Annotated in this window: 31 protein-coding genes and 1 pseudogene; 22 read left to right on the top strand and 10 right to left on the bottom strand. The window is 70.3% G+C overall.

The annotated features are described in order from the left end of the window. Window position 1: 1 nt before the first annotated feature. Window positions 2-343 carry a substrate-binding domain-containing protein gene (locus IG98_RS0133570; protein WP_030921600.1) on the top strand — a complete coding sequence of 114 codons (342 nt, stop codon included), beginning with the start codon at window positions 2-4 and terminating at the stop codon, window positions 341-343. Further along, window positions 340-927, top strand: a complete 588-nt coding sequence (locus tag IG98_RS53725; protein ID WP_245651828.1) for an ATP-binding cassette domain-containing protein — start codon at window positions 340-342, stop codon at window positions 925-927. The genes IG98_RS0133570 and IG98_RS53725 overlap by 4 nt, the downstream gene beginning before the upstream one ends. 416 nt (window positions 928-1343) lie before the next feature. On the opposite strand, the gene IG98_RS0133585 is transcribed toward IG98_RS53725, so the two are convergent. Beyond that, on the bottom strand, window positions 1344-2120 hold the full coding sequence (locus tag IG98_RS0133585) for an alpha/beta fold hydrolase (protein ID WP_030921606.1): 777 nt from the start codon (window positions 2118-2120) through the stop codon (window positions 1344-1346). Between the two features lie 57 nt (window positions 2121-2177). On the opposite strand from IG98_RS0133585, the gene IG98_RS0133590 reads away from it, so the two are divergent. The 3 genes from IG98_RS0133590 (at window position 2178) to IG98_RS0133600 (ending at window position 4877) form a co-directional block, all read left to right on the top strand. Then, entirely contained in the window at window positions 2178-2651 is a 474-nt protein-coding gene (locus tag IG98_RS0133590) for a MarR family winged helix-turn-helix transcriptional regulator (RefSeq protein ID WP_030921611.1), read from the top strand. A 188-nt stretch (window positions 2652-2839) separates the two neighbouring features. Further along, window positions 2840-3466 carry a helix-turn-helix domain-containing protein gene (locus tag IG98_RS0133595; protein ID WP_157594666.1) on the top strand — a complete coding sequence of 209 codons (627 nt, stop codon included), beginning with the start codon at window positions 2840-2842 and terminating at the stop codon, window positions 3464-3466. After that, window positions 3459-4877 (top strand): pyridoxal phosphate-dependent decarboxylase family protein, encoded by a 1419-nt coding sequence (locus tag IG98_RS0133600; RefSeq protein ID WP_030921618.1) that lies wholly within the window; start codon window positions 3459-3461, stop codon window positions 4875-4877. Before IG98_RS0133595 ends, IG98_RS0133600 begins: the two co-directional genes overlap by 8 nt. A gap of 77 nt (window positions 4878-4954) precedes the next feature. Here IG98_RS0133600 and IG98_RS0133605 read toward each other — a convergent pair whose 3' ends face one another. Then, window positions 4955-6190, bottom strand: a complete 1236-nt coding sequence (locus IG98_RS0133605; protein ID WP_037971902.1) for a cytochrome P450 — start codon at window positions 6188-6190, stop codon at window positions 4955-4957. A gap of 217 nt (window positions 6191-6407) precedes the next feature. Here IG98_RS0133605 and IG98_RS51115 point away from each other — a divergent pair, with 217 nt between their 5' ends. Together IG98_RS51115 and IG98_RS0133615 are read left to right on the top strand one after the other, a co-directional pair. Then, complete coding sequence (locus tag IG98_RS51115; RefSeq protein ID WP_157594667.1) at window positions 6408-6557, top strand: hypothetical protein; 150 nt, start codon at window positions 6408-6410, stop codon at window positions 6555-6557. Between the two features lie 101 nt (window positions 6558-6658). Further along, a complete protein-coding gene (locus IG98_RS0133615) occupies window positions 6659-6883 on the top strand; it encodes a hypothetical protein (RefSeq protein ID WP_157594668.1) in 225 nt (74 codons plus the stop codon). Here IG98_RS0133615 and IG98_RS0133620 read toward each other — a convergent pair. Both IG98_RS0133620 and IG98_RS51120 read right to left on the bottom strand, forming a co-directional pair. Continuing rightward, complete coding sequence (locus IG98_RS0133620) at window positions 6864-7250, bottom strand: nucleoside triphosphate pyrophosphohydrolase family protein (RefSeq protein ID WP_051753288.1); 387 nt, start codon at window positions 7248-7250, stop codon at window positions 6864-6866. The genes IG98_RS0133615 and IG98_RS0133620 overlap by 20 nt on opposite strands. Before the next feature lie 267 nt (window positions 7251-7517). Next, complete coding sequence (locus IG98_RS51120) at window positions 7518-7688, bottom strand: hypothetical protein (RefSeq protein WP_157594669.1); 171 nt, start codon at window positions 7686-7688, stop codon at window positions 7518-7520. Window positions 7689-7730: 42 nt separating this feature from the next. On the opposite strand from IG98_RS51120, the gene IG98_RS53730 reads away from it, so the two are divergent. After that, window positions 7731-8570 (top strand): DMT family transporter, encoded by an 840-nt coding sequence (locus tag IG98_RS53730; protein WP_030921630.1) that lies wholly within the window; start codon window positions 7731-7733, stop codon window positions 8568-8570. 330 nt (window positions 8571-8900) lie between these two features. Further along, entirely contained in the window at window positions 8901-9092 is a 192-nt protein-coding gene (locus tag IG98_RS53735; RefSeq protein WP_030921633.1) for a hypothetical protein, read from the top strand. Between the two features lie 72 nt (window positions 9093-9164). Here the strand turns inward: IG98_RS53735 and IG98_RS53740 are convergent. After that, window positions 9165-9644: pseudogene (locus IG98_RS53740) on the bottom strand (MGDG synthase family glycosyltransferase); the annotation flags it as partial. A gap of 29 nt (window positions 9645-9673) precedes the next feature. Here IG98_RS53740 and IG98_RS0133645 point away from each other — a divergent pair. The 8 genes from IG98_RS0133645 to hpnH all read left to right on the top strand — a co-directional run bounded on the left by IG98_RS0133645 (window position 9674) and on the right by hpnH (window position 18219). Then, window positions 9674-10459 carry a polysaccharide deacetylase family protein gene (locus IG98_RS0133645; protein ID WP_084195838.1) on the top strand — a complete coding sequence of 262 codons (786 nt, stop codon included), beginning with the start codon at window positions 9674-9676 and terminating at the stop codon, window positions 10457-10459. A gap of 200 nt (window positions 10460-10659) precedes the next feature. Continuing rightward, window positions 10660-11487 (top strand): squalene synthase HpnC, encoded by an 828-nt coding sequence (gene hpnC / locus IG98_RS0133650; protein ID WP_037971904.1) that lies wholly within the window; start codon window positions 10660-10662, stop codon window positions 11485-11487. After that, complete coding sequence (gene hpnD / locus IG98_RS0133655; protein WP_030921642.1) at window positions 11474-12358, top strand: presqualene diphosphate synthase HpnD; 885 nt, start codon at window positions 11474-11476, stop codon at window positions 12356-12358. The genes hpnC and hpnD overlap by 14 nt, the downstream gene beginning before the upstream one ends. Further along, window positions 12355-13680: a hydroxysqualene dehydroxylase HpnE gene (hpnE, locus tag IG98_RS0133660; protein WP_037971909.1), complete on the top strand. Its 1326-nt coding sequence runs from the start codon at window positions 12355-12357 to the stop codon at window positions 13678-13680. Before hpnD ends, hpnE begins: the two co-directional genes overlap by 4 nt. Beyond that, window positions 13677-14690, top strand: a complete 1014-nt coding sequence (locus IG98_RS0133665) for a polyprenyl synthetase family protein (protein WP_030921649.1) — start codon at window positions 13677-13679, stop codon at window positions 14688-14690. The genes hpnE and IG98_RS0133665 overlap by 4 nt, the downstream gene beginning before the upstream one ends. Window position 14691: 1 nt before the next feature. Continuing rightward, window positions 14692-16593, top strand: coding sequence for a squalene--hopene cyclase (shc, locus tag IG98_RS0133670; protein WP_051753289.1), 1902 nt, complete (start codon window positions 14692-14694; stop codon window positions 16591-16593). Next, complete coding sequence (locus IG98_RS0133675; RefSeq protein ID WP_051753290.1) at window positions 16590-17312, top strand: phosphorylase family protein; 723 nt, start codon at window positions 16590-16592, stop codon at window positions 17310-17312. Before shc ends, IG98_RS0133675 begins: the two co-directional genes overlap by 4 nt. Then, complete coding sequence (gene hpnH / locus IG98_RS0133680) at window positions 17215-18219, top strand: adenosyl-hopene transferase HpnH (RefSeq protein ID WP_030921657.1); 1005 nt, start codon at window positions 17215-17217, stop codon at window positions 18217-18219. The genes IG98_RS0133675 and hpnH overlap by 98 nt, the downstream gene beginning before the upstream one ends. Here hpnH and IG98_RS0133685 read toward each other — a convergent pair. The 4 genes from IG98_RS0133685 to IG98_RS0133700 all read right to left on the bottom strand — a co-directional run bounded on the left by IG98_RS0133685 (window position 18185) and on the right by IG98_RS0133700 (window position 21624). Further along, window positions 18185-18994 (bottom strand): SDR family NAD(P)-dependent oxidoreductase, encoded by an 810-nt coding sequence (locus IG98_RS0133685; RefSeq protein ID WP_245651829.1) that lies wholly within the window; start codon window positions 18992-18994, stop codon window positions 18185-18187. The genes hpnH and IG98_RS0133685 overlap by 35 nt on opposite strands. Before the next feature lie 71 nt (window positions 18995-19065). Further along, window positions 19066-20292 carry a Dyp-type peroxidase gene (locus IG98_RS0133690; RefSeq protein WP_037971911.1) on the bottom strand — a complete coding sequence of 409 codons (1227 nt, stop codon included), beginning with the start codon at window positions 20290-20292 and terminating at the stop codon, window positions 19066-19068. A gap of 21 nt (window positions 20293-20313) precedes the next feature. Then, entirely contained in the window at window positions 20314-20970 is a 657-nt protein-coding gene (locus IG98_RS0133695) for a copper chaperone PCu(A)C (protein WP_245651830.1), read from the bottom strand. A 96-nt stretch (window positions 20971-21066) separates the two neighbouring features. Continuing rightward, entirely contained in the window at window positions 21067-21624 is a 558-nt protein-coding gene (locus IG98_RS0133700; protein WP_051753291.1) for a hypothetical protein, read from the bottom strand. Window positions 21625-21782: 158 nt separating this feature from the next. Between IG98_RS0133700 and IG98_RS0133705 the strand changes: the two genes are divergently transcribed. Continuing rightward, a complete protein-coding gene (locus tag IG98_RS0133705; RefSeq protein ID WP_030921672.1) occupies window positions 21783-22067 on the top strand; it encodes a YiaA/YiaB family inner membrane protein in 285 nt (94 codons plus the stop codon). 19 nt (window positions 22068-22086) lie between these two features. Here the strand turns inward: IG98_RS0133705 and IG98_RS0133710 are convergent, their stop codons facing one another. Beyond that, the gene (locus IG98_RS0133710; protein ID WP_030921676.1) at window positions 22087-22569 is read right to left on the bottom strand and encodes a MarR family winged helix-turn-helix transcriptional regulator; all 483 of its coding nucleotides are present in this window, start codon (window positions 22567-22569) and stop codon (window positions 22087-22089) included. A 131-nt stretch (window positions 22570-22700) separates the two neighbouring features. Between IG98_RS0133710 and IG98_RS47605 the strand changes: the two genes are divergently transcribed. The 4 genes from IG98_RS47605 to IG98_RS0133730 all read left to right on the top strand — a co-directional run bounded on the left by IG98_RS47605 (window position 22701) and on the right by IG98_RS0133730 (window position 25334). Then, window positions 22701-23105 (top strand): HGxxPAAW family protein, encoded by a 405-nt coding sequence (locus tag IG98_RS47605; RefSeq protein ID WP_051753292.1) that lies wholly within the window; start codon window positions 22701-22703, stop codon window positions 23103-23105. 120 nt (window positions 23106-23225) lie between these two features. Continuing rightward, window positions 23226-23729: an STAS domain-containing protein gene (locus IG98_RS0133720; RefSeq protein ID WP_084195839.1), complete on the top strand. Its 504-nt coding sequence runs from the start codon at window positions 23226-23228 to the stop codon at window positions 23727-23729. 195 nt (window positions 23730-23924) lie between these two features. Next, entirely contained in the window at window positions 23925-24629 is a 705-nt protein-coding gene (locus IG98_RS0133725; protein ID WP_030921684.1) for a hypothetical protein, read from the top strand. Window positions 24630-24680: 51 nt separating this feature from the next. Beyond that, complete coding sequence (locus IG98_RS0133730; RefSeq protein WP_211264241.1) at window positions 24681-25334, top strand: thymidylate synthase family protein; 654 nt, start codon at window positions 24681-24683, stop codon at window positions 25332-25334. Window positions 25335-25337: the final 3 nt, after the last annotated feature.

The raw sequence follows: 25337 nt of genomic DNA on the forward strand, positions 1-25337 counted from the left end.
CATGACGGAGCAACGGCACAAGATGGCCGCCACACCGGCCCGCGCCTTTCTGGAACGAAACGCGCTATGCCGGCACGGACGGCCATCTCATCGCCGAGCCGGATCGGCGGAGTTCATCGCCAAGACCGACCCCGACCTGCTGTACGTCGTCGACCGCGACTCGGCCATCGGGGAGAGCGGCAAGGCCGCCAAGCAGGTGCTGGACAACAAGCTGGTCAACGGGACCAAGGCCGCGAAGGGCGACAGGATCGTGTACCTCGACCCCTTCACCTGGTACCTCGCCCCGACCGCGCTCAGCTCGGTCGAGGGCATGGTCAAGGCAGTCGGCGACAGCCTGTCGTGACGCGCAGGCCGCTCCCCGCGCGGCTGCGCGCCTGGCACCTGGTGGCCGGGACGGTACTGCTCGCCGTCCTGGCCGCCGGCTCGCTCTTCGTGGGCGTCAGCGACCTCACCCCGGCCGGACTCCTCGACGGGCGGCCGGAGGAGGTGCGCGTCCTCGTCGACGAGGCCATCGACTACTTCGAGCTGGGTGACCTGGCCGATCGGCACCTGGACCAGCTCTCCGGCGGCCGGCGGCAGCGCGCCTACGTGGCCATGGTGCTCTGCCAGGACACCGACTACGTCCTGCTGGACGAGCCGCTGAACAACCTCGACATGCGGCACGCGGTGCACATGATGCGGCGCCCGCGACGGATGGCCGACGACTACGGCAAGACCGTGGTCATGGTCGTGCACGACATCAACTTCGCCTCCTGCCACTCCGACACCATCCTGGCCATGAAGGACGGCTCGATGATCGCGCAGGGGACGACGGCCGATAGTCACCGACCTGCCGGGGATCGTCTTCGGCCAGCGGGTGCGGACCGGACACGGCATTCCCCCCCTGGCCTCACAGGCGGACAAACCCCACCGCCCTCGGTCCGATAAATAACGCTATATGTCTCCTAATAAGGGGGAAAGCTTTTGGGGAGAACAAAGGCCTTACGACCCAGGTTCCGGAGAGGTGAGTCCGTACACGCCCATCCTCAGACAGAAGAGCGCCACGGCGATGATGAGCACGGACTCGCGTCCCATGTCTCAAAAACTCGTTCACAGGAGATGGTGGCGCTGTGAGCAGATCATCGCTTTCACAAACCTGCCGCGACTCCGGCGCGGTACTTTGGCTGTGGCCAGGTCAGGCCGTCCACAACGGACCGGCGCTGGACCTGGAGGCACACTCCGGCTCGGTTGTCTGCCTGGCGATCGGGCTGGATCTGGCCGCGCCCCGCAGGCCCGTCCAGATCGACACCCTCACAAAGGACGCCACCGCGCGGACTACCTCATCGGAACCGTCGGCGGTGTGGTCACAAGGTGCGCAGGAAGTCTTCGAGGATCTCGTTGTAGACGGCCGGGCGCTCCATGTTGGGGTAGTGGGCGCTCCCGTCGACCGAGATCGCGCCGCCGTTGGCAACGGTGCTGACGAGGCGTTCGGCCATGCCGATGTGGTCAGGCGAGTCGAAGCTGCCGTTGATGGCCAGCACGGGAACGTCGATCTTGGCGGCGCGGTCCCAGGTGTCGCGCACCGGCACGAGCCGGTCGGGTTCGTCGCCGGTGTGCTTGGACATCGTGCCCCGGGCCATCCGGCGCAGGCGGCTCACAACCTCGGGATCGAGATCGTCGAGGGTGCGGTGCGGGCCCGCGGCGAAGAGCGTGAACGCCTCGACCGAGGCATCAAGATCACCGACGGCCATCGCCGAGTGCCACACGGCCAGGGCCCGGGTGGTCCAGGGGTCGGTGAAATACGGCTCGCTGGTCCCAGCACCGCCGACGACCACGGCGTCGACCAGTTCCGGGTGCTCCAGCGCGGTGTCGACCGCGATGCTCGCCCCCATGGAGACTCCCACCAGGATCGCGGGACCGGTGTCCAGGTGGCGTAGCAGTGCGGCGAGGTCATCGGTGGGTCGGAACGGCTCGGTGGCGTTGGCAGACCGGCCGTGACCGCGGGCGTCGGGCGCGATGACGCGATACCGCGAGGCGAAGACGGGAATCTGGTCATCCCACATGCTGTGGTCCACGAAGCCGCCGTGCAGCAGGACGAGGGGCCGGCCAGCGCCGGTGTCGAGCCAGAACAGATCATTCATGACAACCAGGGTGTCATTATTGGCCAAAGATGACAACCCGGGTGTCATCATGGTGAGGTGAGCGAAACAGACCGTGGCCTGGCGTCCGAAGAGTTGGCCGACCGGCTCATCGAGGTGTTCGACCTGGTGGGGCCGCTGTACCGGCGCGCCCAGCGCAAGGTGGAGCAGGACGCGCCCATCGAGGGGTTGTCGGTCGGGGTGCGGGCCGTGCTTAACATGCTCCGCGAGCACGGACCCATGACCGTCCCCCAGATGGGCCGGACCCAGGCGCTGAGTCGCCAGTTCGTGCAGCGCATGACCAACGACGCCGCCGTACGACACCTGGTCGAGTCCGTCCCCAACCCGGCGCACAAGAGGTCCTCTCTCATCCGATTGACCGAGGAGGGCCAGGCCGCCATCACCGCCGTGATCGACCGCGAGCGCGCGGTGCTGCGCCAGGTCGGCGGCGACCTGACCGACGCCGAGGTCGCCGCCTGCGCCCGAGTACTCTCGCGCCTCCTTCGACTCCTCGACAACGTCGACGTGGACTAAGCCCGGCCGGCGTTGGCTGCTGTCAACCCGGTCGGCGTGACGCCGGGTCATGCGCCGATCGACCAACGGGTGACGGCTCCGCGCCGATGAGCGACCTGACGCCGACCCGGCTTGGGCGGCCCCCCGATTCCAGCAGGCGGCGGAGAAAATTCCTCTATAGAGAGGATATATGTCGTTATAGTGGAAACATGGCTAACGGCACCGTCCTGTCCAGCGGTCTGTCGATGGCCGAGCTGGGGGTCAGACTCCGCGCCGAGCGCCGGGCACGCGGCCTGGCGCTGGAGCGGCTGGCCGAGCTGAGCGGCGTGAGCCGGAGCATGGTGTCGGCGGTGGAGCGGGGCGCGAAGACACCGACGGTGCTGGTCCTGGACCGTTTGGCGACCGCTCTGGGCACCTCGATCGCCCGGCTGCTGGACGAACCCTCCGGTGCCGAGGTGGTGATCCTGCCGCATGACCGGCAGCGGCTGGTGCGCGACCCCTCCGGCTGGGAACGGCGCATCCTCTCCCCCGTGCTGCCGGGTGTGGAGTTCGAGCTGATGCGCACCACCCTGGAACCGGATGTCGACGCCGGGGAGTTCTCGCCGCACCCACCGGGCTCGCGCGAGTACGTGGCTGTGGAGTCGGGCTGCCTCCGCCTGACCGTCGACGACACGCCTTACCTCCTGAACGCCGGGGACTCCGCCTACTTTCCCGGCGATCGCCGGCACGCCTTCGCCAACGGGGCGGATGACGTGTGCGTGTACTACCTGGCCATGGAGCTGGGCCGGTCGGCCGGTGGACACCGCGGTCCAGGGGTCGGCGGAAACGGTGGATGACCTCCGCCGAGCCGGCCGGTCGGCCGCCGATCTGGTCGCCGACCACCTGACCGCGCTGCCCGGCGGACCCGTGTGGCGACCCGTGCCCGACGCGGACCGCTCATGGCTCTCCCACCAGCCCCTTCCCGCCACGGGCCGCCCCCTGGAGAACCTGCTCCACGACATACGCGACCATGTGTTGCTCTACCCGATGGGCAACGGGCACCCGCGGTTCTTCGGCTGGGTCAATTCCCCGCCGTCACCCGCCGGCGTCCTGGTCGCCCCCCTGGCCGCCGCCCTGAACCCGAGCTGCGCCGGAGGCGATCACGCGGGCGTTCTGCTGGAGCGCACCGCCGTACGGTGGCTGGCGGAGCTGGTGGGTTACCCACACCCTCCGGGCGCCGGGCTGCTGACCAGTGGCGCCTCCATGGCCACCATCGTCGCGCTGGCCACGGCCCGCCAGCGGGCAGGCCACCGCGAGGGATGGGACGTCCGCGAGAGTGGCCTCTACCGGCATCGCCCGCTGGCGATGTACCTGCCGGCCGAGGCGCACAGCTGCCTGCGCAAGGCGGCCGAACTTCTCGGCCTGGGCAGCCGCCACCTCCGCACCGTCCCGGTCGACGGGGCTTTCCGGATGGACGCCGACGCGCTGCGCCGCCTGATCGCCGCGGACGTGGACGCGGGAGTACGGCCGTTCTTCGTCACGGCCAGCGCGGGAACGGTGAACACCGGTGCCGTCGACCCGCTGGCGGACATCGCCGAGGTCGCGCGCGAGCATGACCTGTGGTTCCACGTCGACGGCGCCTACGGTGCCCTCGGCGTCCTCGCCGAAGAGGCCGACTCCGGCTATGCCGGACTGGGACTGGCCGACTCCCTCGCCCTTGACCCGCACAAGTGGCTCGGGGTCCCCGTCGACTGTGGCTGTGTCCTCTTCCGCGATCCGGCTGGGCCGCGCGACACCTTCAGCCTCGTACCGCCCTACCTGCGCGACGACGACGCCGACGAACTGGGCTGGTTCTCCGAGTACGGCCCCGAGCAGACCCGTTCCTTTCGCGCGTTGCGGGTGTGGGCCACGATCGCGCATCTCGGGCGCGACGGGATCACCCGGCTGGTCCGGCGCACCACTGGACTCGCGCGCACGCTCGCGACCATGGTGGAGGCCTCCGGCGACTTCGACCTGCTCGCCCCGGTCGTCACCTCGATCACCGCCTTCCGCCACCGGCCCGCGGCGATGGCCCCCGGTGAGGTCGAGGCCCTGAACCAGGCCCTCCCCGCCGCCGTTCAACGCCGCGGACGCGCCTTCCTGACCGGCACCCGGCTTTCCGGTACGGCGGCACTGCGCGCCTGCATCCTCCACCCGGCCACCACCGAGGACGATCTCGTGGTCCTGCTGGACGAGATCCGCGCCGCCGCGAAGGATCTCACCGCATGAGGATCCGCCGCATCGAAACGGAGCCGACGGAAGAACCGGCACGACACGATCACCGGTCTTCCGTCTCTGACGACGTTTCATCTCGGCTGAGATCGACCATCCGCACCCGTGGCGACGGGCATGACCGCCGGCCGGAGGACCAGGCCGTCGGTCCAGGTCACCGATTCGGGCGAGACGGTGAGACGGAGAGTGGGCCGCTGGGTGACCAGGGCTCTGATCGCCTCGGTGAGCTCGACCCTGGCCAGGCTGGCGGCCAGGCAGCGGTGCGGGCCATAACCGAATGCCACATGCGGGTTGGGGGGATGGTCGGTGAAGCGGTGGATGTCGAACCGGCCAGGCTCGGGAAACGCCCGCGGGTCGTGGTTGGCCGCGTTCAGGTTCGGCATGACGACCGTCCCCGCGCTCAGCGAGCCGCCGGGCAGGTCGGTGTCCTCCGTGATCCGGCGCATGAAGGCGCTGGCGGGCGGCCCGTCGAAGCGCAGGATCTCCTCGACGGCGGTGGCCGTCAGGGTCGGGTCCTCGACCAGCTCGGCCCACTGGCCAGGGTGCAGGAGCAGCCGGAAGACACCGCGGGCGATCATCGAGGCCGTCGTCTCGTGGCCGGCCGTGATGAGTGAGAACACGGTGTTGACCAGCTCACCCTCCGACAGCCGGTCGTCCTCGTCCCTGGCCTGGATGAGCAGGTCGATGAGGTCACCGCCGGGCTCGGCGCGATGCTGGGCGACCAGCTCCGCGGCATAGGCCATGAAGTCGGTGTAGCCCTTGTAGCGAGCCTGCTCGGTGGCCGTGGAGGTGGTCAGGAACATGTCCGTCCACCGGACGAATCGCTCGTAGTGCTCCATCGGCACACCGAGCATCTCGCAGATGACATGGCCTGGTAGCCGCAGCGCGTATCCCTGGACCAGATCGAAGTCGTCGCCCAGGCCGTCGAGGAGTTCTTGGGCGATCTTCGCGATACGCGGGCGCCACGGTTCGATCTGGCGTGGGGTGAAGGTGCCGTGCATGATCCGGCGGTAGCGGGTGTGCTCCGGCGGGTCCTGATTGATCAGCGCGTCCGGGTCGTCATCGATGCCGATGCCGCTCACCAACCGCGGCAACCCCGGCAGGCGCAGGTTGCGACTGGAGGTGGGCGAGGCCAGCAGTGCCCGGACGTCCTCGTACCTGACGGCCACCGGGACACGGTCGCCGCTGGGCATGGTCGCCGGCTCCAACGGCCCTGACTCGCGCCTGCGGGCGAACTCCGGCGGCGGCGTGGCAAGTGGTCCGGGCACAATGTCCGGCCAAGTCCCGTTCGGATCCCGTTCGGTGGTCATCGCAACCCCTTCCGGCCCGGGGCGCCCAGGAGACGGCCCACGCGGAACATACGAAATGCCCTACCGTCCGTCAACCGGCGACATTCTCGATAACCAGACCGCTCACCGCACCCGGATGTCCGCCGGTAAGAGGCGAGCCCCCTTTTTTCGCCGGACCGGCTTTTCGCCTCCGGTGACATCACATATCCTCAAGGCTCCAAGCTGACCAGGAGCCACCGTGCCGGCCTACGCGGGAAGCGACCTTCTCCTCCCCGAGACCCACGAACTAATCGTGATCGGTGTCGTCGCCCTCGGGGTTCTCTTCGCCGCCGTGGCCTTCGCCATTCTGATCATCGTCCTGCTGATAAAACTGCTCCACGACTCTTGACACCTCCAGCGGCAGCCTCTGCTCCGGGGTGATTTCCAGCGCCGGGAACGGAAGAAACGTCCCCTTCCGATGTGGTCTGCCGAGATGGAATGATCCTCGCCGTGAACGAGCCGGAGAACACCACACCCCGCAGGACGAACGACGACGCGGAGACCGTGAGGGCCGCTGGAAACGTGGCCTTCGTTCTTGGGGTGGCCCAGGCTCTCCTGCTCCTGGTCGCCAACGACGGAGAACTACCCGACCAGGCCCTCACCGGAATGCTGATCCTGACCGTGGCCGGCATCGGCCTTCGGATCGAAGCGGCGATCAGGGAGCGTGGCCGCTAGCGGGGCCCGCCGCCTCGTTCGGATCGGCACCGGTCGTCCCGCCACTGTCGGCGGGGAGCCGGTCAGGGTGCCAGGGCATCCACTTTCGCTCGACCTCCGCCTCCAGGTCGACCCCGTGATGTCGCGCCATGACCAGGAGCTGTGCCAGCACGTCCGCGAGCTCGGACCGGAAGCCCAGCTCCAGCTCGTCTGCGGAGTGCCCCTTGTCCCTGGCCTGGCCGGAACGCATCAGGAACGCCTGCGTCAACTCGCCGACCTCCTCCTGGAGCTTCAGCAGGAACCAGGTGTCATCCCGGGTGATCCCGTTCCTGCGGGCATAGGCGCCCGACACCGCTTCGACCTCGTCCGTGAGCCGCCTCAGATCCATGCCGGGAGTGTAGGGGGCAGGCCCGACAACCACTTTCCGGCGGACCGTGGCCATCGGCTTTTCAGGAGACCGTCCCGCAAATCCACAAATATCAGCTAAATACCGCAGAAAGCTCAACACAATTATCCCGCCGGAGCCTCGGCGAATTCTTCGCGGCGGACCGCCACCCGCGTGGCGCGCGGTATTTGCCGCCCGGCCCTCCGCCACTGAATTAAGGTGACATCGCCCGCATCACGTGATCAACCCGTGACAGGGGCGATCTCCCCCTCAGACCCTGAAAACCGAGGTCGAGGAGGGATTCACGTCCCGCGGACAGGTCGTCGCCACGGGATGCGTTCCGGCGGTCGACACGTCGTAGGCCGCCCACGTCTCTGTCACCGGAACGGTGCCGAGGCACCATGACATCGCGGAAAAGGTGACGCGCTCGATGATCCTCATTGACGGACGGCACACCACCGGGAGCCGGAAAGCCGTACTCCGGTGATCGCGGCGATCCTGGCCGTGCTCACCGCCGCCTGCAACGCCCTCTCATCGGTGCTGCAGCGGCAGGCGGCGCGAACCGCACCGCAGAGCCGCGTGTTCAAGCTGGCACTGATCGGATACCTGATCCGGCAACCCTCGTGGCTGGGCGGCATGGGTGCGCTCATCGGGGGCTTCCTGCTGCAGGCGGCCGCGCTGAACTTCGGCGCCCTCGCTCTCGTACAGCCCATTCTCGTCACCGAGCTGCCCTTCACGATGATCCTCGTCTCGCTCATCCTGCACGTCCACCTGGACCGGAGGTCATGGCTGGCCATCGGCATCCTGACCGTCGGGCTGGCCATCTTCCTCATCTCCGCCGATCCGGGACAGAGCGGAATCCGAGCCCCGACCGCGGACATCTGGCTGATCGCCGTGATCGTGACGGTCGTCGTCGCCGCCGCTCTGGTCACGATGGCGAAGGCCCGTATCGGCCCGCACCGGGGCGCCCTGCTCGGGATCGCGTCCGCTGTGGGATTCGCCTTCACCGCCGCGCTGATAAAGGAGAACACCGAGATCTTCGCCGCGGAGAGCGCCGCCGTACTGACCAGCTGGTCGCTGTACGCCATGATCGTGGCCGGCCTGTTCAGCGTCTTCGTGCTGCAGAGCGCGCTGAGCAGCGCGTCCCTGGTGGTCGTGCAGCCGACGCTCAACATCGCCGACCCGGTGGTCAGCATCATGTACGGCGTCGCGCTGTTCGGCGAGAAGATCCGGCTCGGCTGGTGGGTCGTCCCGGAACTCATCGGGGTGGGGTTGATCTTCTACGGCAGTGTCCGGCTGAGCCGGTCGCCGCTCGTCCGGTAGGGGCCTCGCGGAGGTGAGGAAGGACTCCGCGGGCGCGGCGTCGAACAGGGCGGCCGCCCTGGCGACCCGCCGTGTCCGTTCCGCCCCGCACCCGAAGCGGTCCAGCGCGGCGAGCAGTTCCCCGGCATCACCCGCGTACACGCTCAGCCCGGCCCGCGCCATGGCCAGCGCGCCGTCCCTGCCGTGCCCGGGAATCGGCCGGTAGGAGATGACCGGCACTCCGGCGGCCATCGCCTCCCGGCAGGTCAGCCCTGCCGCGTTGTCCACCAGCGCGTACGCGGCGGCCATCAGGTCCGGCATGTCGTCGCACCAGCCGAGGGCGACACCGGTGTGCCGCAGCAGGTGGCGCAGCTCGCGGTTGTGCCCGCAGAGGACGACGGGCAGGTACCGTCCCGAGCGCGCCAGCACGCGGGCCGTCTCCTCGACTCCGCCCACCCCCCACGCACCGGCCGAGACGAGGACCAGCCGCTCACCGGCGCGGGCACCGATCCGGGAGCGCACCGGCGCCGCGTCGACCCCTGACCGCCGGAACTCCGGGCGTACCAGAGGAGCGTGACAGAACGCCGGGCGGCCGGTCGCGGCGCGAACGGCGCGAGCGGTCGCCTGATCCGAGCACAGGTACCGGTCGTTGCCCGGATGCAACCAGAGCCGATGCGCCGCGAAGTCGGTCAGCAGGACGGTGCTGGGGACCGGCAGGCGACCGTGTCGCCTCAGGTGACCGACCGCCTGCGCGGCCAGGTGGAAGGTCGAGACGACCTCGGCCGGCCTCCGGCGGCGGATGAGCCCGCGCAGCCGTGCCGCGGCCATGACCGTCAGCGGCGAGGTCGGCGGCGCCCGGTCCGAGACGAAGAAGACCCGGTAGATCAGCGCGTACAGCCAGGGCGCGGAGCGCATCATCCAGCCGTACCAACCACGCAGCGCCACTCCCAGCCGGAACGGCAGCAGCCTCAGCACATCGACGATCTCCGCTTCGACGCCCTCGGCGGCGAGCCGCCTGGCCAGCTCCACCGCGACCGCGTCGTGCCCGGCCCCCATCCCGGCACTGACGATCAGCACAGTGCGTCGCGTTGGCATCACGGCTCCGGTGACCCAGACTTGACACGGTGAACCGTGCCGCGTTGGCCCTCGCCGGTCTGGCCATTCTGCACGTGGGGCCCGCGGCGACCTGGCTGCCCTCCGTGCGCCGGCTGCTGCCCGGCCTCGCCGGGGTGGGCCTCGCCGACCATGTCGCACTGACCTTCGACGACGGGCCCGACCCGCGATCCACACCGCGTTTCCTCGCGGAACTGGAACGGCTCGGGTGCCGGGCCACCTTCTTCGTCCTCGGCGAGATGCTCGAACGTCACCCCGCGCTGGGCCGCCGCATCGTCGCGGAGGGCCATGAGATCGCGGTGCACGGCTGGTCGCACGAGAACGCCCTGGCGACCCGCCCCGGCCGGATGGCGGCCGAGACGCACAGGGCGGCCGATCTGGTCGCCGCCGTCACCGGCGTCGACCCCACCTGGTACCGGCCGCCCTACGGCGTCCTCAGCGCCGAGACACTGCTCGCCGCCCGTCTGCGGGGACTGCGTCCCGTCCTGTGGACCACGTGGGGCAGGGACTGGACACGCTCGGCGAGCCCGGCCTCGGTACTGGCCACGCTGGCATCCGGCCTGCGGGGCGGGGCGACACTCCTGCTGCACGACTCCGACCACACCTCGGCCCCCGGTTCCTGGCGGTCGGGGCTCGGCGCCCTGCCCGAACTGGTGAACCGCTGCCGCTCCGCGGGTCTGCGGATCGGACCGCTCCGGGACCACGGCGTCTCCGGCGGCCGCGCGGCCCTTCATGACGTTCGTGAGATCACCGCCCCTCGAAAAAGCATGCCGCAAAAGCCGTACCGCTTTTTGTGACGGCCTTTACCACGACCCGATCCGGCTCACCCCCCGGCAAAAGAATCACCATTTTTCCAAAGGCAGAGATATAACGCGATACTAAATATTTTCCCAGCTCTCACCGATAAAAACCAGCAGATCGTTCATCCGCGTTTATAACAGCCCGCCGGGGACAACCTCATTTTATGAATTGGAGGGGAGCCGATACGCGGAACATCATGCTCAAAGCGCGCAGGGAGAACTTCCCGGTCGCCTCATGTTTACTGCCGCGTACCCATCGCCGCCATCTCCTCGCGGTGTACGGCTTCGCACGGACCGTCGACGACATCGGGGACGAGGCACAGACCGAGGATCCGCTCCGGCTGCTCGACACCGTCGACGACGACCTCGCCCGGCTGTACGCCGGCCGAGCCCCCCGCCTGCCGGTCATCCGCGCGCTCGCGGGTACCGTCGAGACCTGCTCCGTCCCGGCCGAGCCCTTTCACCGGCTGATCGAGGCCAACCGGCGCGACCAGACGGTCAGCCGTTACGACACCTTCGACGACCTGCTCTCCTACTGCGAGCTGTCCGCCAACCCCGTTGGGCACATCGTGCTGCACGTGTTCGACATGTTCACCCCCTCCCGCCTGGCCCTGTCCGACCGCGTGTGCACGGCGCTGCAGATCATCGAGCACTGCCAGGACGTCGGGGAGGACTACACCCGGGGTCGTGTCTACCTGCCGGGAGAGGATCTGCGCCGGTTCGGCTGCGGCGAGGACGATCTCGCCGCGGCCACCGCCTCTGCGCGACTGCGCGATGTCGTCGCACTCCAGGCGCGGCGGGCGGAGCGGCTGCTCGACGAGGGAGACCGGCTCGCCCGATCGGCGACGGGGTTCGCCCGCCTCGCCATCGCGGGCTACATCGCGGGCGGCCGGGCCACCACCGCGGCACTGACCCGGGCCGACCACGACGTTCTCGGACGCGCCGTACGCCCGCGCGGCGCGCGGTTCCTGACAGCCTGGCTGCGGATCCTCACGAGCAGGGGGTACGACCGTGGACACCGTTGACGCCTACCGGCACTGCGAACAGATCGTCCGCGGGAAGGCCCGGAACTTCTCCTACGGTCTCCGGCTGCTGCCGACTCCCAAACGCCGCGCGCTCAGCGCGGTCTACGCGTTCGCCCGCCGGATCGACGACATCGCCGACGGAAACGGTCCCGACGGGCAGCGCCTGACCGATCTGGCCGCCGCGCGGACCGCGCTCGGCACGGCGCGGCCCGACCCCGAGGACCCGGTGCTGGTCGCGCTGCACGACACCGCCCTCCACTACCCGCTACCGCTGTCGGCGTTCGAGGAGCTGATCGACGGGTGCGCCGCGGACGTACGCGGGGAGACCTACGAGCACTTCGACGAACTGCTCTCCTACTGCCGATGCGTCGCCGGGTCGATCGGGCGGCTCTCCCTCGGCGTCTTCGGCACCGCGGGCACGGATGACGCCGGAGACGGCCGGGAGGCCGCGGGGGTGGCGCACCTGGCGGACGCGCTGGGAGTGGCCCTGCAGATCACGAACATCCTGCGGGACGTGCGCGAGGACCGGCTGACCGGGCGGACCTACCTCCCCGCCGAGGACCTCAGACGATTCGGCTGCACCCTGGACATCGACTCCTCCGGCAGGTTCACCGACCCTCCCGACCGGCTCGCCGCGCTGATGAGGTTCGAGGCCGACCGGGCGCGCGACTGGTTCGACGACGGCATGCGCCTGCTGACCGCACTCGACGTGCGCAGCGCGGCGTGCACCGCGGCGATGGCCGGCATCTACCGGTGCCTGCTCGGCCGCATCGCCGCGGATCCCGCCGAGGCACTGGCCTCGCGGCTGTCACTGCCTCCGTGGCAGAAGGCGATGGTGGCGGCGCGTGCCCTGGCGGGGGCCGCCCGATGAACGGTGCTCCGGTCGCGATCGTCGGCGGCGGGCTGGCGGGCATCGCCGCCGCCGTCGCGCTCGGGGAGGCCGGTCACCGCGTCACCCTGTACGAGGCCCGGCCGAGGCTGGGCGGCGCCACCCACTCCTTCGTCAGGAACGGGCTGAGCGTCGACAACGGCCAGCACGTGTTCCTCCGCTGCTGCACGGCCTACCGCGGCCTGCTCGACCGGCTCGGCGTCGCCGGACGGGTACACCTGCAGGACCGGTTCGACGTGCGGGTGCTCACCCCCGCGGGGCGGTGCGGGCGGCTGAGACGCGGGGTGCTGCCGGGACCTTTCCACCTGCTGCCGGCGCTGGCCGGATACCGGCTGCTCAAGCCCGCCGACCGGCTGCGCGCGATGCGGGTCTCCCTCGCCCTTCGCCGGCTCGACCCGGCCGACCCCGCACTGGACCTGACCGATCTCGGGAGCTGGCTGACCGCCCACGGGCAGCGCGAGCGCGCGCGACACGCCCTCTGGGAGCTGTTCGCGATGGCGGCCCTGAACGTCGGGGTCGAGGGCGCGGCCCTGGGACCAGCGGCGATGGTCTTCAGGACCGCGCTGCTCGGCCGGGCCGGAGCCGCCGACATCGGCGTTCCCGCCGTACCCCTCGGCGAACTGCACGGCGACGCGGCACGGACCGCCATCGAACGACACGGCGGTGCCGTACGCCTGTCGGCGAAGGTCACCGCCATCGAGCGAGACTCCGTGATCGTGGACGGCGGCCGGGTCGAGGCGTCCGCCGTCATCGTCGCCACCGCGCACGAGCAGGCCGCGGCCCTGGTCCCCGAACAGGCCGCTCCCGGCAGGGAGCGCTGGCGCGGCCTGGACGCGAGCCCGATCGTCAACGTGCACGTCGTCTACGACCGGCGGGTCACCCGGACGCCGTTCGCGGCGGTCGTGGACTCGCCCGTGCAGTGGGTGTTCGACAAGACCGGTGCCGCGGGGCTGCACGAAGGCCAGTACCTCGCGGTCTCGGTCTCCGCGGCGGACCAGTGGATCGACACGCCCACCGCGCGGGTGCGAGCCACGTTCGTACCCGCGCTTGAGCAGATCTTCCCAGGAGCGCGGCAGGCACGGATCATCGATTTCTTCGTCACGAGGGAACGTCGCGCCACCTTCCGCCAGTGCCCCGGCAGTGGCGCGCTCCGCCCCGAGGCCGCCACCCGGTGGCCCGGACTGTTTCTCGCCGGCGCGTGGACCGACACGGGCTGGCCCGACACGATGGAGGCTGCCGTGCGTAGCGGACTCAACGCGACCTGCCTGGTCAGGCGTCATCTGAAGAGGGAACGTCCCCGGTGACGGCGGTCATCCCGCCCTCGGTCACGGCCGCCCGCGGGCTCGTGGAGCCCGTACTCCGGGATGCCGTGGCCAGGCTCGACCCACTGACCTCGCGCGTCGCCGCCTACCACCTCGGCTGGACCGACCCGGTGGGCCTGCCCGCCGCCTCCGGCGGCAAGGCACTACGCCCGGCGCTGGCCATCCTGTCGGCGAGAGCGGCGGGGGGAGGCCAGGAACAGGGCCTGCCGGTCGCCGCCGCGGTGGAACTCGTGCACGCGTTCTCGCTGCTGCACGACGACATCATGGACGGCGACCGGATGCGGCGGCACCAGCCTGCGGCGTGGACCGTCTTCGGCTGCTCCGCGGCCATCCTCGCCGGCGACGCCCTGCTCTCGCTCGCGGGGGAGTTGCTGCTTGAGGAGGGCGGCCTTCCCGGCCTGCGGGCCGCCCGGCGCCTGGCCGTCGCCACCCGGGAGCTGATCGCCGGTCAGGCGCTCGACCTGGAGTTCGAGCAACGCGCGGAGGTGAGCCTGGCGGAGTGCCGGCGAATGTCCACGCAGAAGACCGGCTCCCTGCTGGCCTGTGCCTGCTCGATCGGTGCGACCATGGTGAACGGCCCCGCCCCGCTGGTCTCCGCCCTGACGGCCTTCGGAACCGAGGCCGGCCTGGCCTTCCAACTCGTCGACGACCTGCTGGGCATCTGGGGCAGCCCCGAGACGACCGGCAAGCCGGTCCTTTCCGACCTGCGTGCCCGCAAGAAGTCGCTGCCGATCGTCGCCGCGCTCACCAGCGGCACACCGGCCGGTGAGCGGCTCGCCCGCCTGCTGGCCGATCCTCTGCCGCTGTCCGAATCCGATCTGCACGACGCCGCCCGGCTCGTCGAGGAGGCCGGCGGCCGGGCGTGGGCCGAGACCGAGGCCAAGCACCGGCTCGACGCCGCCGAACACCATCTCGCCGGCGCGGACATGCCCCCGGACGTCCGCGCCGAATTCCTGGACATCGTCCGCTTCCTCACATCCAGGGGCCACTGACATGACCACCGTCGCCGCTTCCACTCCCGCCGAACTCACCCTCGACGCGGCATGCGACCACCTGCTCGACCTCCAGTCGCCCGAGGGGTGGTGGAAGGGCGAGCTGCAGACGAACGTGACCATGGACGCCGAGGACCTGTTGCTCAGGGAGTTCCTCGGTATCCGCACCGAGCAGGACACCGCCCAGGCGGCCCGTTGGATCCGCTCCGAGCAGCGCGACGACGGGACCTGGGCCAACTTCCACGACGGCCCCGGCGACCTGTCCACCACGATCGAGGCGTACGCCGCGCTACGGCTCGCCGGTGACCGGGCCGACGCCCCGCACCTGCGAGCCGCAGCCCGGTTCGTGCGGGAGTCCGGTGGGATCGAGGCCAGCCGGGTGTTCACCCGGATCTGGCTGGCGCTGTTCGGGCAGTGGCGATGGGAGGACCTCCCGGTGCTGCCCCCCGAGATGATGTTCCTGCCGCGCTGGTTTCCGCTCAACGTCTACGACTGGGCCTGCTGGGCCAGGCAGACGATCGTCCCGCTCACCATCGTGAGCGCGCACCGTCCGGTCCGGCCGCTCCCGTTCGACCTGGCCGAACTGCGTACCGGACGCCCCGCGCCGCCGCACCCCCACGGGCCGTTCACCGCGCTCGACCGCGTCCTGCACCGCTACCAGCGACGTCCCGTCCCCGGCCTGCGGCGGGCCGCGCTGAGGCGGGCCGCCGAGTGGATCGTGGCCAGGCAGGAGGCGGACGGGTCCTGGGGCGGCATCCAGCCGCCGTGGGTGTACTCGCTGATCGCGCTGAGCCTGCACGGTTACCCTCTCGACCATCCGGTGATGCGGAAGGGCATCGAGGGATTCGACAGGTTCACCATCCGGGACGAGAAGGGACGCAGGCTGGAGGCCTGCCAGTCCCCCGTGTGGGACACCGTGCTCGCGATCAACGGCCTCCTCGACGCGGGCCTGCCCGCCGACCATCCCGCCCTCGTCACCTCCTCCGGCTGGGTGCTCACCGAGGAGATCCGCTCCCGGGGCGACTGGTCCGTACGGCGCCCCTCGCTGGCACCGGGCGGCTGGGCCTTCGAGTTCGACAACGACGGCTACCCGGACATCGACGACACGGCGGAGGTGATTCTCGCCCTGCGCCGGGTGCGTCATCCGGACGCCAGGCCGGCCATCGACCGCGGGGTGCGCTGGATCATGGGCATGGCGTCCCGCGACGGCGGCTTCGGAGCCTTCGACGCCGACAACACCCGCGAGATGTGTAAGAAGCTGCCGTTCTGCGATTTCGGCGCGGTCATCGACCCGCCGTCCGCCGACGTCACCGCCCATGTCGTCGAGGCGCTGGCGCAGGAGCAGCCGGACTCCCCCGTCGTGCGACGCGCCGTCGTCTGGCTGCTGAGGGCGCAGGAGGCGGACGGATCGTGGTTCGGCCGCTGGGGGGCCAACCACGTCTACGGCACCGGCGCCGTGCTCCCCGCGCTCATCGCGGCCGGCGTACGGCCCGGCAAACCGTGCATAAGGCGTGCGGTCGCCTGGCTGGAGAGGCACCAGAACGACGACGGCGGCTGGGGGGAGGACCTGCGCTCCTACACCGATCCCCGCTGGATCGGGCGCGGCCACTCCACTCCCTCGCAGACGGCGTGGGCTCTGATGGCGCTGCTCGCCGCCGGGGAGCGGTCACCGGCGGTGGAGCGCGGCGTGGAGTGGCTGGTCGGCCACCAGCGTCCGGACGGCGGCTGGGACGAGCCGTACTTCACCGGGACCGGTTTCCCCGGCGCCTTCTACATCAACTACCACCTCTACCGGCTCGTCTTCCCGATCAGCGCGCTGGGCCGTTACGTGCGCTCCCGAGAGGTGTCCGCGCGTCCCAGGCCCGCCCTGAGGGACCAGGCGGTCACCGTGGACGCCGGGTGACCGGCCTGCTGATCTGCACCGCCCTGGCCGTCGAGGCGCGGGCCGTACAAAGCGGCCTGCCGGCCCAGGAGGTACGGGTGATCCGGACCGGGATGGGCCCGCGCCGCGCCGCGAGTGCGGCGGCGCGGCTCCCGTCGGCGGGCGCGCTGGCGGTGACCGGTTTCTGCGGGGCACTCGACGAGGACCTGCGCCCGGGAGACGTGCTGGTGGCGAGCGAGATCCGCTTCGCGGGCCGGACAGTGCCCTGCCCCTCGGCGTGGGCGCTGGCCGAGGAGCTGGCTCGGGCCGGCCTGTCCGCGCGGACCGGGCCGCTGGTCACCTCCGATCACATCGTGACGGGGGCCGAACGCCGCAGGCTCGCCGCCGAGGGGGCGGCGGCCGTCGACATGGAGACCGGGCCGCTGGCGGGCGCGGCGGATGGCCTGCCGTTCGCCGCGCTGCGCGTCGTCGCCGACATCGCCGGTGCCGCGCTGTTGCGACCGGCCACGATACGCGGCGGCGCCGTGGCGTACCGCGTGCTGCGCCGGCTCGGCCCGATCCTGGCCCGCTGGGCCGCCGCGATCTCCCCCTCTCTCCCCGAGGAGTCCATCCCGTTCCATTACCCGAGGAGAGGCAACCCAGATGCCGACACCGATCCGCCAGAGTCTTCGCATCGGCGGCTACATCCTCCGCCAGAAGCTACGCGGGCGGACGAAGTTCCCCCTTCTGGTGGAACTTGAGCCCTTGTTCGCCTGCAACCTGCACTGTGCGGGCTGTGGAAAGATCCAGCACCCCGCCGACGTGCTGAAACAGCGCATGCCGGTCGAGCAGGCCCTGGCCGCCATCGAGGAGTGCGGCGCGCCCATGGTCTCGATCGCGGGCGGGGAACCGCTCATGCACCCGCAGATCGGGGAACTGGTCCGGGAGCTGGTCGCCAGGAGGAAGTACGTGTTCCTGTGCACCAACGCGCTGCTGATCCCCAAGAAGATCGACCAGTTCAAGCCCTCGCGGTACTTCGCGTGGACGATCCACCTGGACGGCATGCGCGAGCGCCACGACGAGTCGGTGTGCAAGGAGGGCGTGTTCGACGAGGCCGTCGCCGCGGTCCGGGAATGCCGGCGTCGTGGTTTCCGGGTCACCACGAACACGACGTTCTTCAACACCGACAGCCCGCAGACGGTCGTCGACGTGCTCGACTATCTCAACGACGATCTCCGCGTCGACGAGATGATGATCTCTCCCGGGTACGCGTACGAGAAGGCGCCCGACCAGGAGCACTTCCTCGGCGTGCGGGAGACCCGGGAGCTGTTCCGCAAGGCGTTCTCCGGCGGGAACCGGCGGCGGTGGCGGTTCAACCACACCCCGCTCTTCCTGGACTTCCTCGAAGGGAAGATCGACTTTCCGTGCACGGCGTGGGCCATCCCCTCGTACTCGCTCTTCGGCTGGCAGCGCCCCTGCTACCTGATGTCCGACGGCTACGCGGCCACCTACCGGGAACTGGTCACCGAGACCGACTGGGACGCCTACGGCCGGGGGCGCGACGACCGGTGCGCCAACTGCATGGCTCACTGTGGATACGAGCCGACCGCCGTCTTCGCCACGCTCACCTCGCTCAAGGAGTCGATCCGGGCTCTGGGCGGCGGCTGAGCCCCGGCTGCCCGCCGAACATCCCGGCGAGGGCGCGGAAGGGACCGGGCGCCGCGCCCTTCAGCCTGGCCGGCAGCCGCAGCCAGCCCGGCACGTACGACTCGGGCCTGCCGCACTCGACGGCGGACACGATCGCCTGGGCGACCCGTTCCGCCGGGATCGGCACGGGCCATCGCCGCGTGTAGGGGGCGCCGCGCCGCTCGAAGAACGGGGTCTCCACCACGCCGGGCAGCACGACTGACACGCCGATCCCGCGCGACTCGTACCGCAGGCTCTCGGCGAAGCCGAGCAGACCCGCCTTGGTGGCGGCGTACACCGCCTCGTCCCGCACCCCGATCGCTCCAGCGATCGAGGCCACGAAGACGAGGTGTCCCCGGCCGCGCTCGATCATGGCGGGTAGCAGCGACCGGGTCAGCAGGATGGGAGCGGTCAGGTTCCCCGCGACCAGGCGCTCGACGGTACCGTCCGGCATCGCCGGGAACGGCCCCGCCCACCCGCACCCGGCGTTGCCGACCAGCACGTCGACCGGCCCCGCGCGCTCGGCGAGACCCGCGAGGTCCGTGGTGAGGTCGCCGGCGAGTGCCCGGCCACCGGTCTCCGCGGCGACGGCCGCGAGCCTGTCCCGATCGCGCCCCGACAGGACGAGGCGGGCCCCCGCGGCGGCCATCGCCCGCGCGGTCGCGGCCCCTATGCCGGACGACGCCCCGGTGATCAGCACACGAGCGCCCGCGAGTCTCATCTCGATCCCTCCGGTGTGCGGATGCCAGGAGCCCATGGTGCTCCTGTCCGTCCCGCATCCCGGGTAGGAAATGACCTTTGAGACCGTTCTTTACCGCACGGATTCCGTCAGGTGAGGAGGGTGTCTCCGATCCAGCCGCCCGGGGAGCAACCCGGTGGGACGGCGAAGACCGCCGAGCCGATCGGAGTCGTCCACTCGTTGAGCAGATCGGCCTCGTCCAGCCTGCGCTGGACGGGGATGAACTGCCGGGCGATGTCGGCCTGGTAGGAGGCGAACAGCAGCCCGGAGTCGGCGCGCCCGTCCGGGGTGAGCCCCTCGTCGTAGTTGTAGACCCGGCGCAGGATCCGCATTCCCGGATCGGCGACGTGTGCCCGGCGGATGTGAGCCTGCTCGGAGATGACCGGGAAGCCGATCGCGTTGAGCTTGGTGAAGTCGGCCTCGTCGTGCTCGTCGCGCCCGGTGAGCGGGGCGCCGTTGTCCAGGCGGCGGCCCACGGTGAACTCCTTGGCGACCCGGTCGACGGCGTCCCAGCTCTCCATCTCCGCCCGGATGCGCCGCAGCACCAGCGTGGTGCCGCCGTGCAGCCAGGACGGCCCCTCGCGCACCCACACGGCCCGGTCGAACTCGGGGGTGCCGGGCCTGGGGTTGACGGTTCCGTCGAACTGGCCCATGACGTTGCGCTGGGTCAGATCGGCGGCGTGGGTGCCGGCGGCACGCCGGAAGCCCCGCTGGGTCCAGCGCACCCGGGCGAAGGAGCGGGCGTCCTTGACGACCATGCGCAGGGCGTGGGCGAGGGTGAGGGCGTCGTCGGCGCAGATCTGCAGCAGCAGGTCCCCGCCGCTCCACTCCTTCCGGAGCCTGTCGACGGTGAAGGCGGGCAGCGGCGCCACGGTCTCGGGCCTGCGGTCGGCCAGTCCCGCCGCCGCGAAGAGGCCGGGGCCGAATCCGAAGGTCACGGTCAGCCTGGCGGGCAGCAGGGCCAGCTCGGGCTCGGTGTCGGCCAGGGCGGGCCTGCCCTGGGTCAGCCGCCTGGCGTCGTCGGTGAGCAGCCGCATCATCCGCCCCAGCGCCTCGCGGTCGGTGCCCGGCAGCAGGTCCAGGCCGACGAACACCCCGTAGCTCTGTGGCATGGTCGCGACGCCCGCCTGGTGGGCCCCGTCGAAGGGTTCCACCGCGGAACCACCGGGGACGGGGACGGAGGCGGGGACGGCCCGAGCGGGCCGGGGAGCGGCCGGGGGGACGGCCTGGTCGGGAGCGCAGGCGGCGAGGGCACCGGCCGCGGTGACGGCGCCCCCCGCGAGCAGTCCCCTACGGCTGATTCGGGGGTCTGGCATGAGTTCTCCTCCGCTTCCCGCTCAGCCGTGGCTCTCGCCCATGTCCATGCCCTCGTGGCCCTCCGGGTCCGTGCCGGGCCGGTAGTTCTCCTGGCCTCCGGCGAAGTCCTTGCCGACCGCGGTGAACTCCAGGGTCCTGCCGTCCTTGAGATTGAGGGTGAAGGGGATCTCAGCTCCGGGCTTCACCGCTTCGGTGACGCCCATCAGCATGATGTGGTCACCGCCGGGCTGGAGCCGGTGGGTGCCCCTCGGCGGGATCACGATCCCGCCCTCCTTGGGTCGCATGATCGTCTTTCCCGCTGCGTCGACGACCTCGTGCAGCTCGACCTTCGGCGACAGCGGCGAGACGACGGAGACGACCGTCACCTCGGCGTCGGTGTTGTTGACCAGGGTGCCGAAGGCGGCGCTCATCCCCTTCTTGGCGGTCTTCACCCACGGGTCGGTGATCGTCAAGGTGGGAGCGGCGGAGGTGGCGGGGGCCGCGGCGGGGGCCGCTGCCGGGGCGACGGTGCTCTGGGAGCCGCACCCGGCCAGGGCCAGCACGGCCGCGACCAGGATTCCGGCAGGGGTGATACGACGAACGGACATGGTGATGCCTCTCTTCTGGCCGGGCAGCCGACAGGCCGCGGCCGGACGCCGCTCGATGGCCATGCCGGGCAGGCAGCCTGGAACTGTCACGCTGGTTCGGTCCGCCGGGCGGCAGGAAGGCCGCGTCGGCGCAGGCCCGCGCGTGCGGGCTCGGGAACGGGTGATGCCCCCGGGTGACCCGCGCGGTCAGCCGGAGGTGGCGGTGACGGTCCGGGGAGGGCCACGCCGGCTGAGGACGTGGCGCAGCACGGCGGAGCGGAGAGGACCCGGCTCGATCGCGGGCGGGGTGAGGAAGGCCACGTACGCCGGGGTCACCGGCACGATGAGCACACGGCCGAACCGCGCACCGAGCCGTCGCAGCAGCGCCCACAGCGCCGCCTCGCCGCGCGCCAGCCAGAGCGCCGTCAGCCCGACGGCCCACCCGTGCGCCACCAGCATGCCCAGTCCGGGCAGCAGCCCCGCGTGGACATGCCCGACGACCTCGACGGGAGACGCGGCGTGCGCGAGGGAGAACAGCACGTGCACCCCGGCCTGCACCCCCGCCAGCAGCGGCAGGATCACCGCCAGCGTGCGCTCGCGCCCCGAGGTGGCGAGGGCCGCACCGAAGGCGAGGGCCAGGGCGGCGGCCGCGCTCGGCGCGGAGACCGAGCCTCCCGCGAGAACATGCGCCATCACGCTCAGGCCCAGGCAGACCGCGGCGAAGGCGGCGGCCCGGGCGATACGGAAAGGCCAGGTCGCGAGCATGGTCCGGCAATCATCCCATGCCGCCGTGGAGGTTCACGGACCGCCCTTGGCGGAGCGGGCGTTCAGCACCTCGGGCCGGTCACCGCGCTACCGTACTCACCGGTAACTGAGTAGCCGCGCTCATGCCCCGAAAGGCGGATCGGCCCGACGATGGGGACATGACACGACCGGTGAAGAACACCACGACCGCCGCCTTCTACCTGCAGGCCGTCCTCTCGTTCGGGCTGTCGGTGGCGGCCATGGTGATCGGTATCGCCTACCTGCCCGTGACCGCCTGGGTCCGGTCCTTCATGGGCATCGGGCTGCTCTACGTGGTGACGTCGACGTTCACTCTCGCCAAGTGCGTCCGGGACCGCACCGAGGAGGCCGCGGTCGTCAGCCGCGTCGACCAGGCCAGGCTGGACAAGCTGCTGGCGGAGCACGACCCCTTCAAAAACGACTGACGCCCTCCAGGACACAGGCTCAGGGCGCCGGAGACTCGCGGATCTCGGCCAGCGAGATCCGCATGGCGTCGGCGGCGCGGGTGAACCAGTCGGAGATGGCGGCCAGCTCGTCCGGGCCGTAACTCTCGAAGAGCTCGATGAGCCGCCGGTAGGTGGGTTCGTACGCCACCGCGACACGGGCGGCCGGATCCCCCTCGGGGACGATCCGGATGCGACGGCGGTCGTGGGGGTCGGGGACGCGCCGGGCGTAGCCCGCGCTCTCCAGGCGGTTGACCACCCCGGTGACGGCCCCGGTGGTGAGACCCGCCAGTTCGGCGAGGCGCCCCGCGGTGAGCGCCTCCCCTTTCGCGCCGAGGATGAAGCCGAGACACGTCAGATCCGTGACGTTGATGCCGAGGCGCTCGGCGAGCGCGTGCTGCCCGACCATGCTCAACGCGATCAGCTGGTCCATCCGGCTCAGGACATCCAGCGGCGAGGCCCCGGGGCCGGACTTGCCTTCCATCGCGAATTCTCCTTACTATCTAAGAAGTTTAGCTCGTGAGTTAAATAATACGAGCAGATCCAACTTAGCCGCCTGCCGTCCGACGCCCCACCGGGACCTGCGGAAGGCGGGATCCGGATGGAGGGGAGCGCATGGGGATAAGAAAAGACCTCGCGGAGCTGGCGGAGATCCACGAAGAGCACGACATGGGGCACACCGTGGCAGGCTGGACCGGTTCGATCGTCTGCATCACCGGTTTCGCGATCTCCGGGCTGGCGATGGTGGCCGCCAGCGTTCCCTTCTTCTGGGCGGGCGTGGGGGTCGTGGTCCTGGGCGGCGCCCTGGGATGGCTTCTCCACCAGATGGGCTTCGGCAAGGAGATCGGACCGCGGCCGGTCTCCGAACGCGGTATGCGCCGGCGCCCGGCACCGAGAACGGCGGGACGGCACGATCGCGCACGAAACTCCCAGGTCACCCCGGTCGGCGAGGGGCGACCGGCTGCTCACGACAAAGATCGCGCTCCGGCCGACCCCATGCCCACCTCGTCGCATATCTGATGAGACGAAAAATCATAAGTATTCAGTGATTCCACCCTCCACCGGGGCAGTCGGCTGCACATACCTGGTAAGACGGAGGGAATGCCCGCCCTGTGAACTGCGGGCCAAAGGAGTCTTTCCATGCCACCCGAAGGTGTGAACGCGCTCTCGATCTCGACCGGCGCGCACCAGGGCGCCATCGTGGTCAGGGCGATCGGCGAACTCGACTACGTCTACGCACCGGTCTTCCGGAGGGAGATCGACCGATTCTGGAGCACGGGCACCGAAAACTCTCCGCTCTCTCCCCCGCCGCTCCTCCCGGAGAGTCCGCTCTCCCCGTCGCCACTGGTTCCGGATATCCGGGCCGAGGCCACCCCCCTGCTCATCCTCGATCTGGCCGGGCTCACCTTCTGCGACTCCACCGGGCTCGCGGAACTGTTGAGGATCCTGCGCCAGAGCCAGGAGACGCGGACCCGCCTGGTGGTGACCGGGGTGAGCCGGACGCTGCACCACATGCTCGCCACCGCCGGGCTGCTGAGCTACTTCACGCTGGCCGCCTCCGTGGAGGAGGCACTGCCACTCGGGGAGACACCGCCACTCGGGGAGACACCGCCACTCGGGGGGGCCGGGGCGATGGAAGGCTGAAGGACACCTGCGGACGCGCGGCGGTGCCGGTCCGGCGGGCCCCGTCCGGCCGCCGTGAACGGCCGGCCGCGCCTCGTGGGTGACGTGCCCGCAGAAGTCCTGAGATATATGTCGTCAAAACACACTCATTAGCCTGACAAGTGAGTCAATATCTTCCTACGGGAAAATCCACTCTTCGTCGAAAGTGGGGTCCCGATGCGGAAGACGTCGCCGCGGGCGACCGCGGAAGCACTGCCCGAGACCCTGGACGGGCTGCCGGTGGCACCTGGAGAATTCCTTGCCCTGGTGTCCGTGGACTTCACCGGAACGTACCAGGTCTACCTGGCCGCCAAGGACGAGCGCATCAAGTTGACCAGGCTCTCCATGAGCCTGCTCTCCGCCCCGTTCGCCGCCGCGATCGCGCTGGCCGGCGCGAAAGTGATCAGCCCGAACATGCTGGCCTCATGGCAGAGCGCGCCCTGGTACCTGTTCGCGACGGTCGCCGCGTTCGGGCTGCTCAGCGTACTGTCCTTCCTGCGGCTGATCGAGGCGGTGAACGCGCACATGAGAACCGCGCGGGCGCTCAACAATTTCCGTCTGCTCTACGTCGTCCACCTCAAGGACCAGTTCTCAGCCCTCGGCTGGACTCCCAACCTGCCGGTGGACCCCCGCTATCCGGAGACGTACGCGCCGTTGGCCTGGCCGGGGATCAACGTGATGATGCTGGCCCTGGTCAACAGTTCCTACATCGCGGTCGGCGTGCTCGGGATGATCGGAGCCGTACCCACCACAGCTCTGCTCCTGGTGATCATCGGACTGCTCGCAATGATCCACTACTTCGTCTACTACGTCCGCGCCAACGTTTCCCGGCAACGCCGACTCCCACACAATCCCTTCCATTTCCCCAACGTGGAGACCTGAATGCCCGACCTCCTCAGATTCGCGTCTTGTGGGGAGACGTGGATCTGGCTGATGCGACACGTGACGAACAACGGCCGGCCCGCCCTGGACGATCGCGGCCCGATCATCGAGGCACCGGCGGTACTGTTCGAGATCACCGGTCTGGCCTGGGACGATCCGGTCCTGAAGTGCTACGGCGACGCGGGGAAGATTCCGCTGTACGCCAGCAAGTTCAGCGAGCGGTCGATCGTGCCACCCTTCAAGTACAGCTACGGAGGGCGGCTCCGCCAGTTGCTCGGTGTCGACCAGCTCGGCTGGATCGTCGACGTGCTCCGCTCCAAGCCGTACACCAAGAGCGGTTGGATCTCGCTGACCGTTCCCGGCGAGCAGCCCGACGCGGTGCCCTGCCTGACCAGCCTCGCCTTCAGGCTCCGTGCCGGGCGGCTGGCCATGACCGCCGCCTTCCGGTCCCAGAACGCGTTCACCAGCTACCTGAACTACGTGCCGCTGCGCGGTGTCCAGAGCGAGGTGGCGGACGGCCTCATGGTGGGCTGCGGGTCGATGAGGATCTTCGTCGACGTGCCGCACATCTACGCCGCGGACTCAGCGACGGTCGGCAGGATCCTCCGGCTGTCGGAACGCGACGGGCTCGGCGCGGGCGACCCCGCGCCGAGCCCTGGCGTCGAACCCGCACCCTCCGCCGACCTGGCGGTGCCGGTACGGTGACCG

This window comes from Streptosporangium amethystogenes (genome assembly GCF_000721075.1).
Classification (GTDB): domain Bacteria; phylum Actinomycetota; class Actinomycetes; order Streptosporangiales; family Streptosporangiaceae; genus Streptosporangium; species Streptosporangium amethystogenes.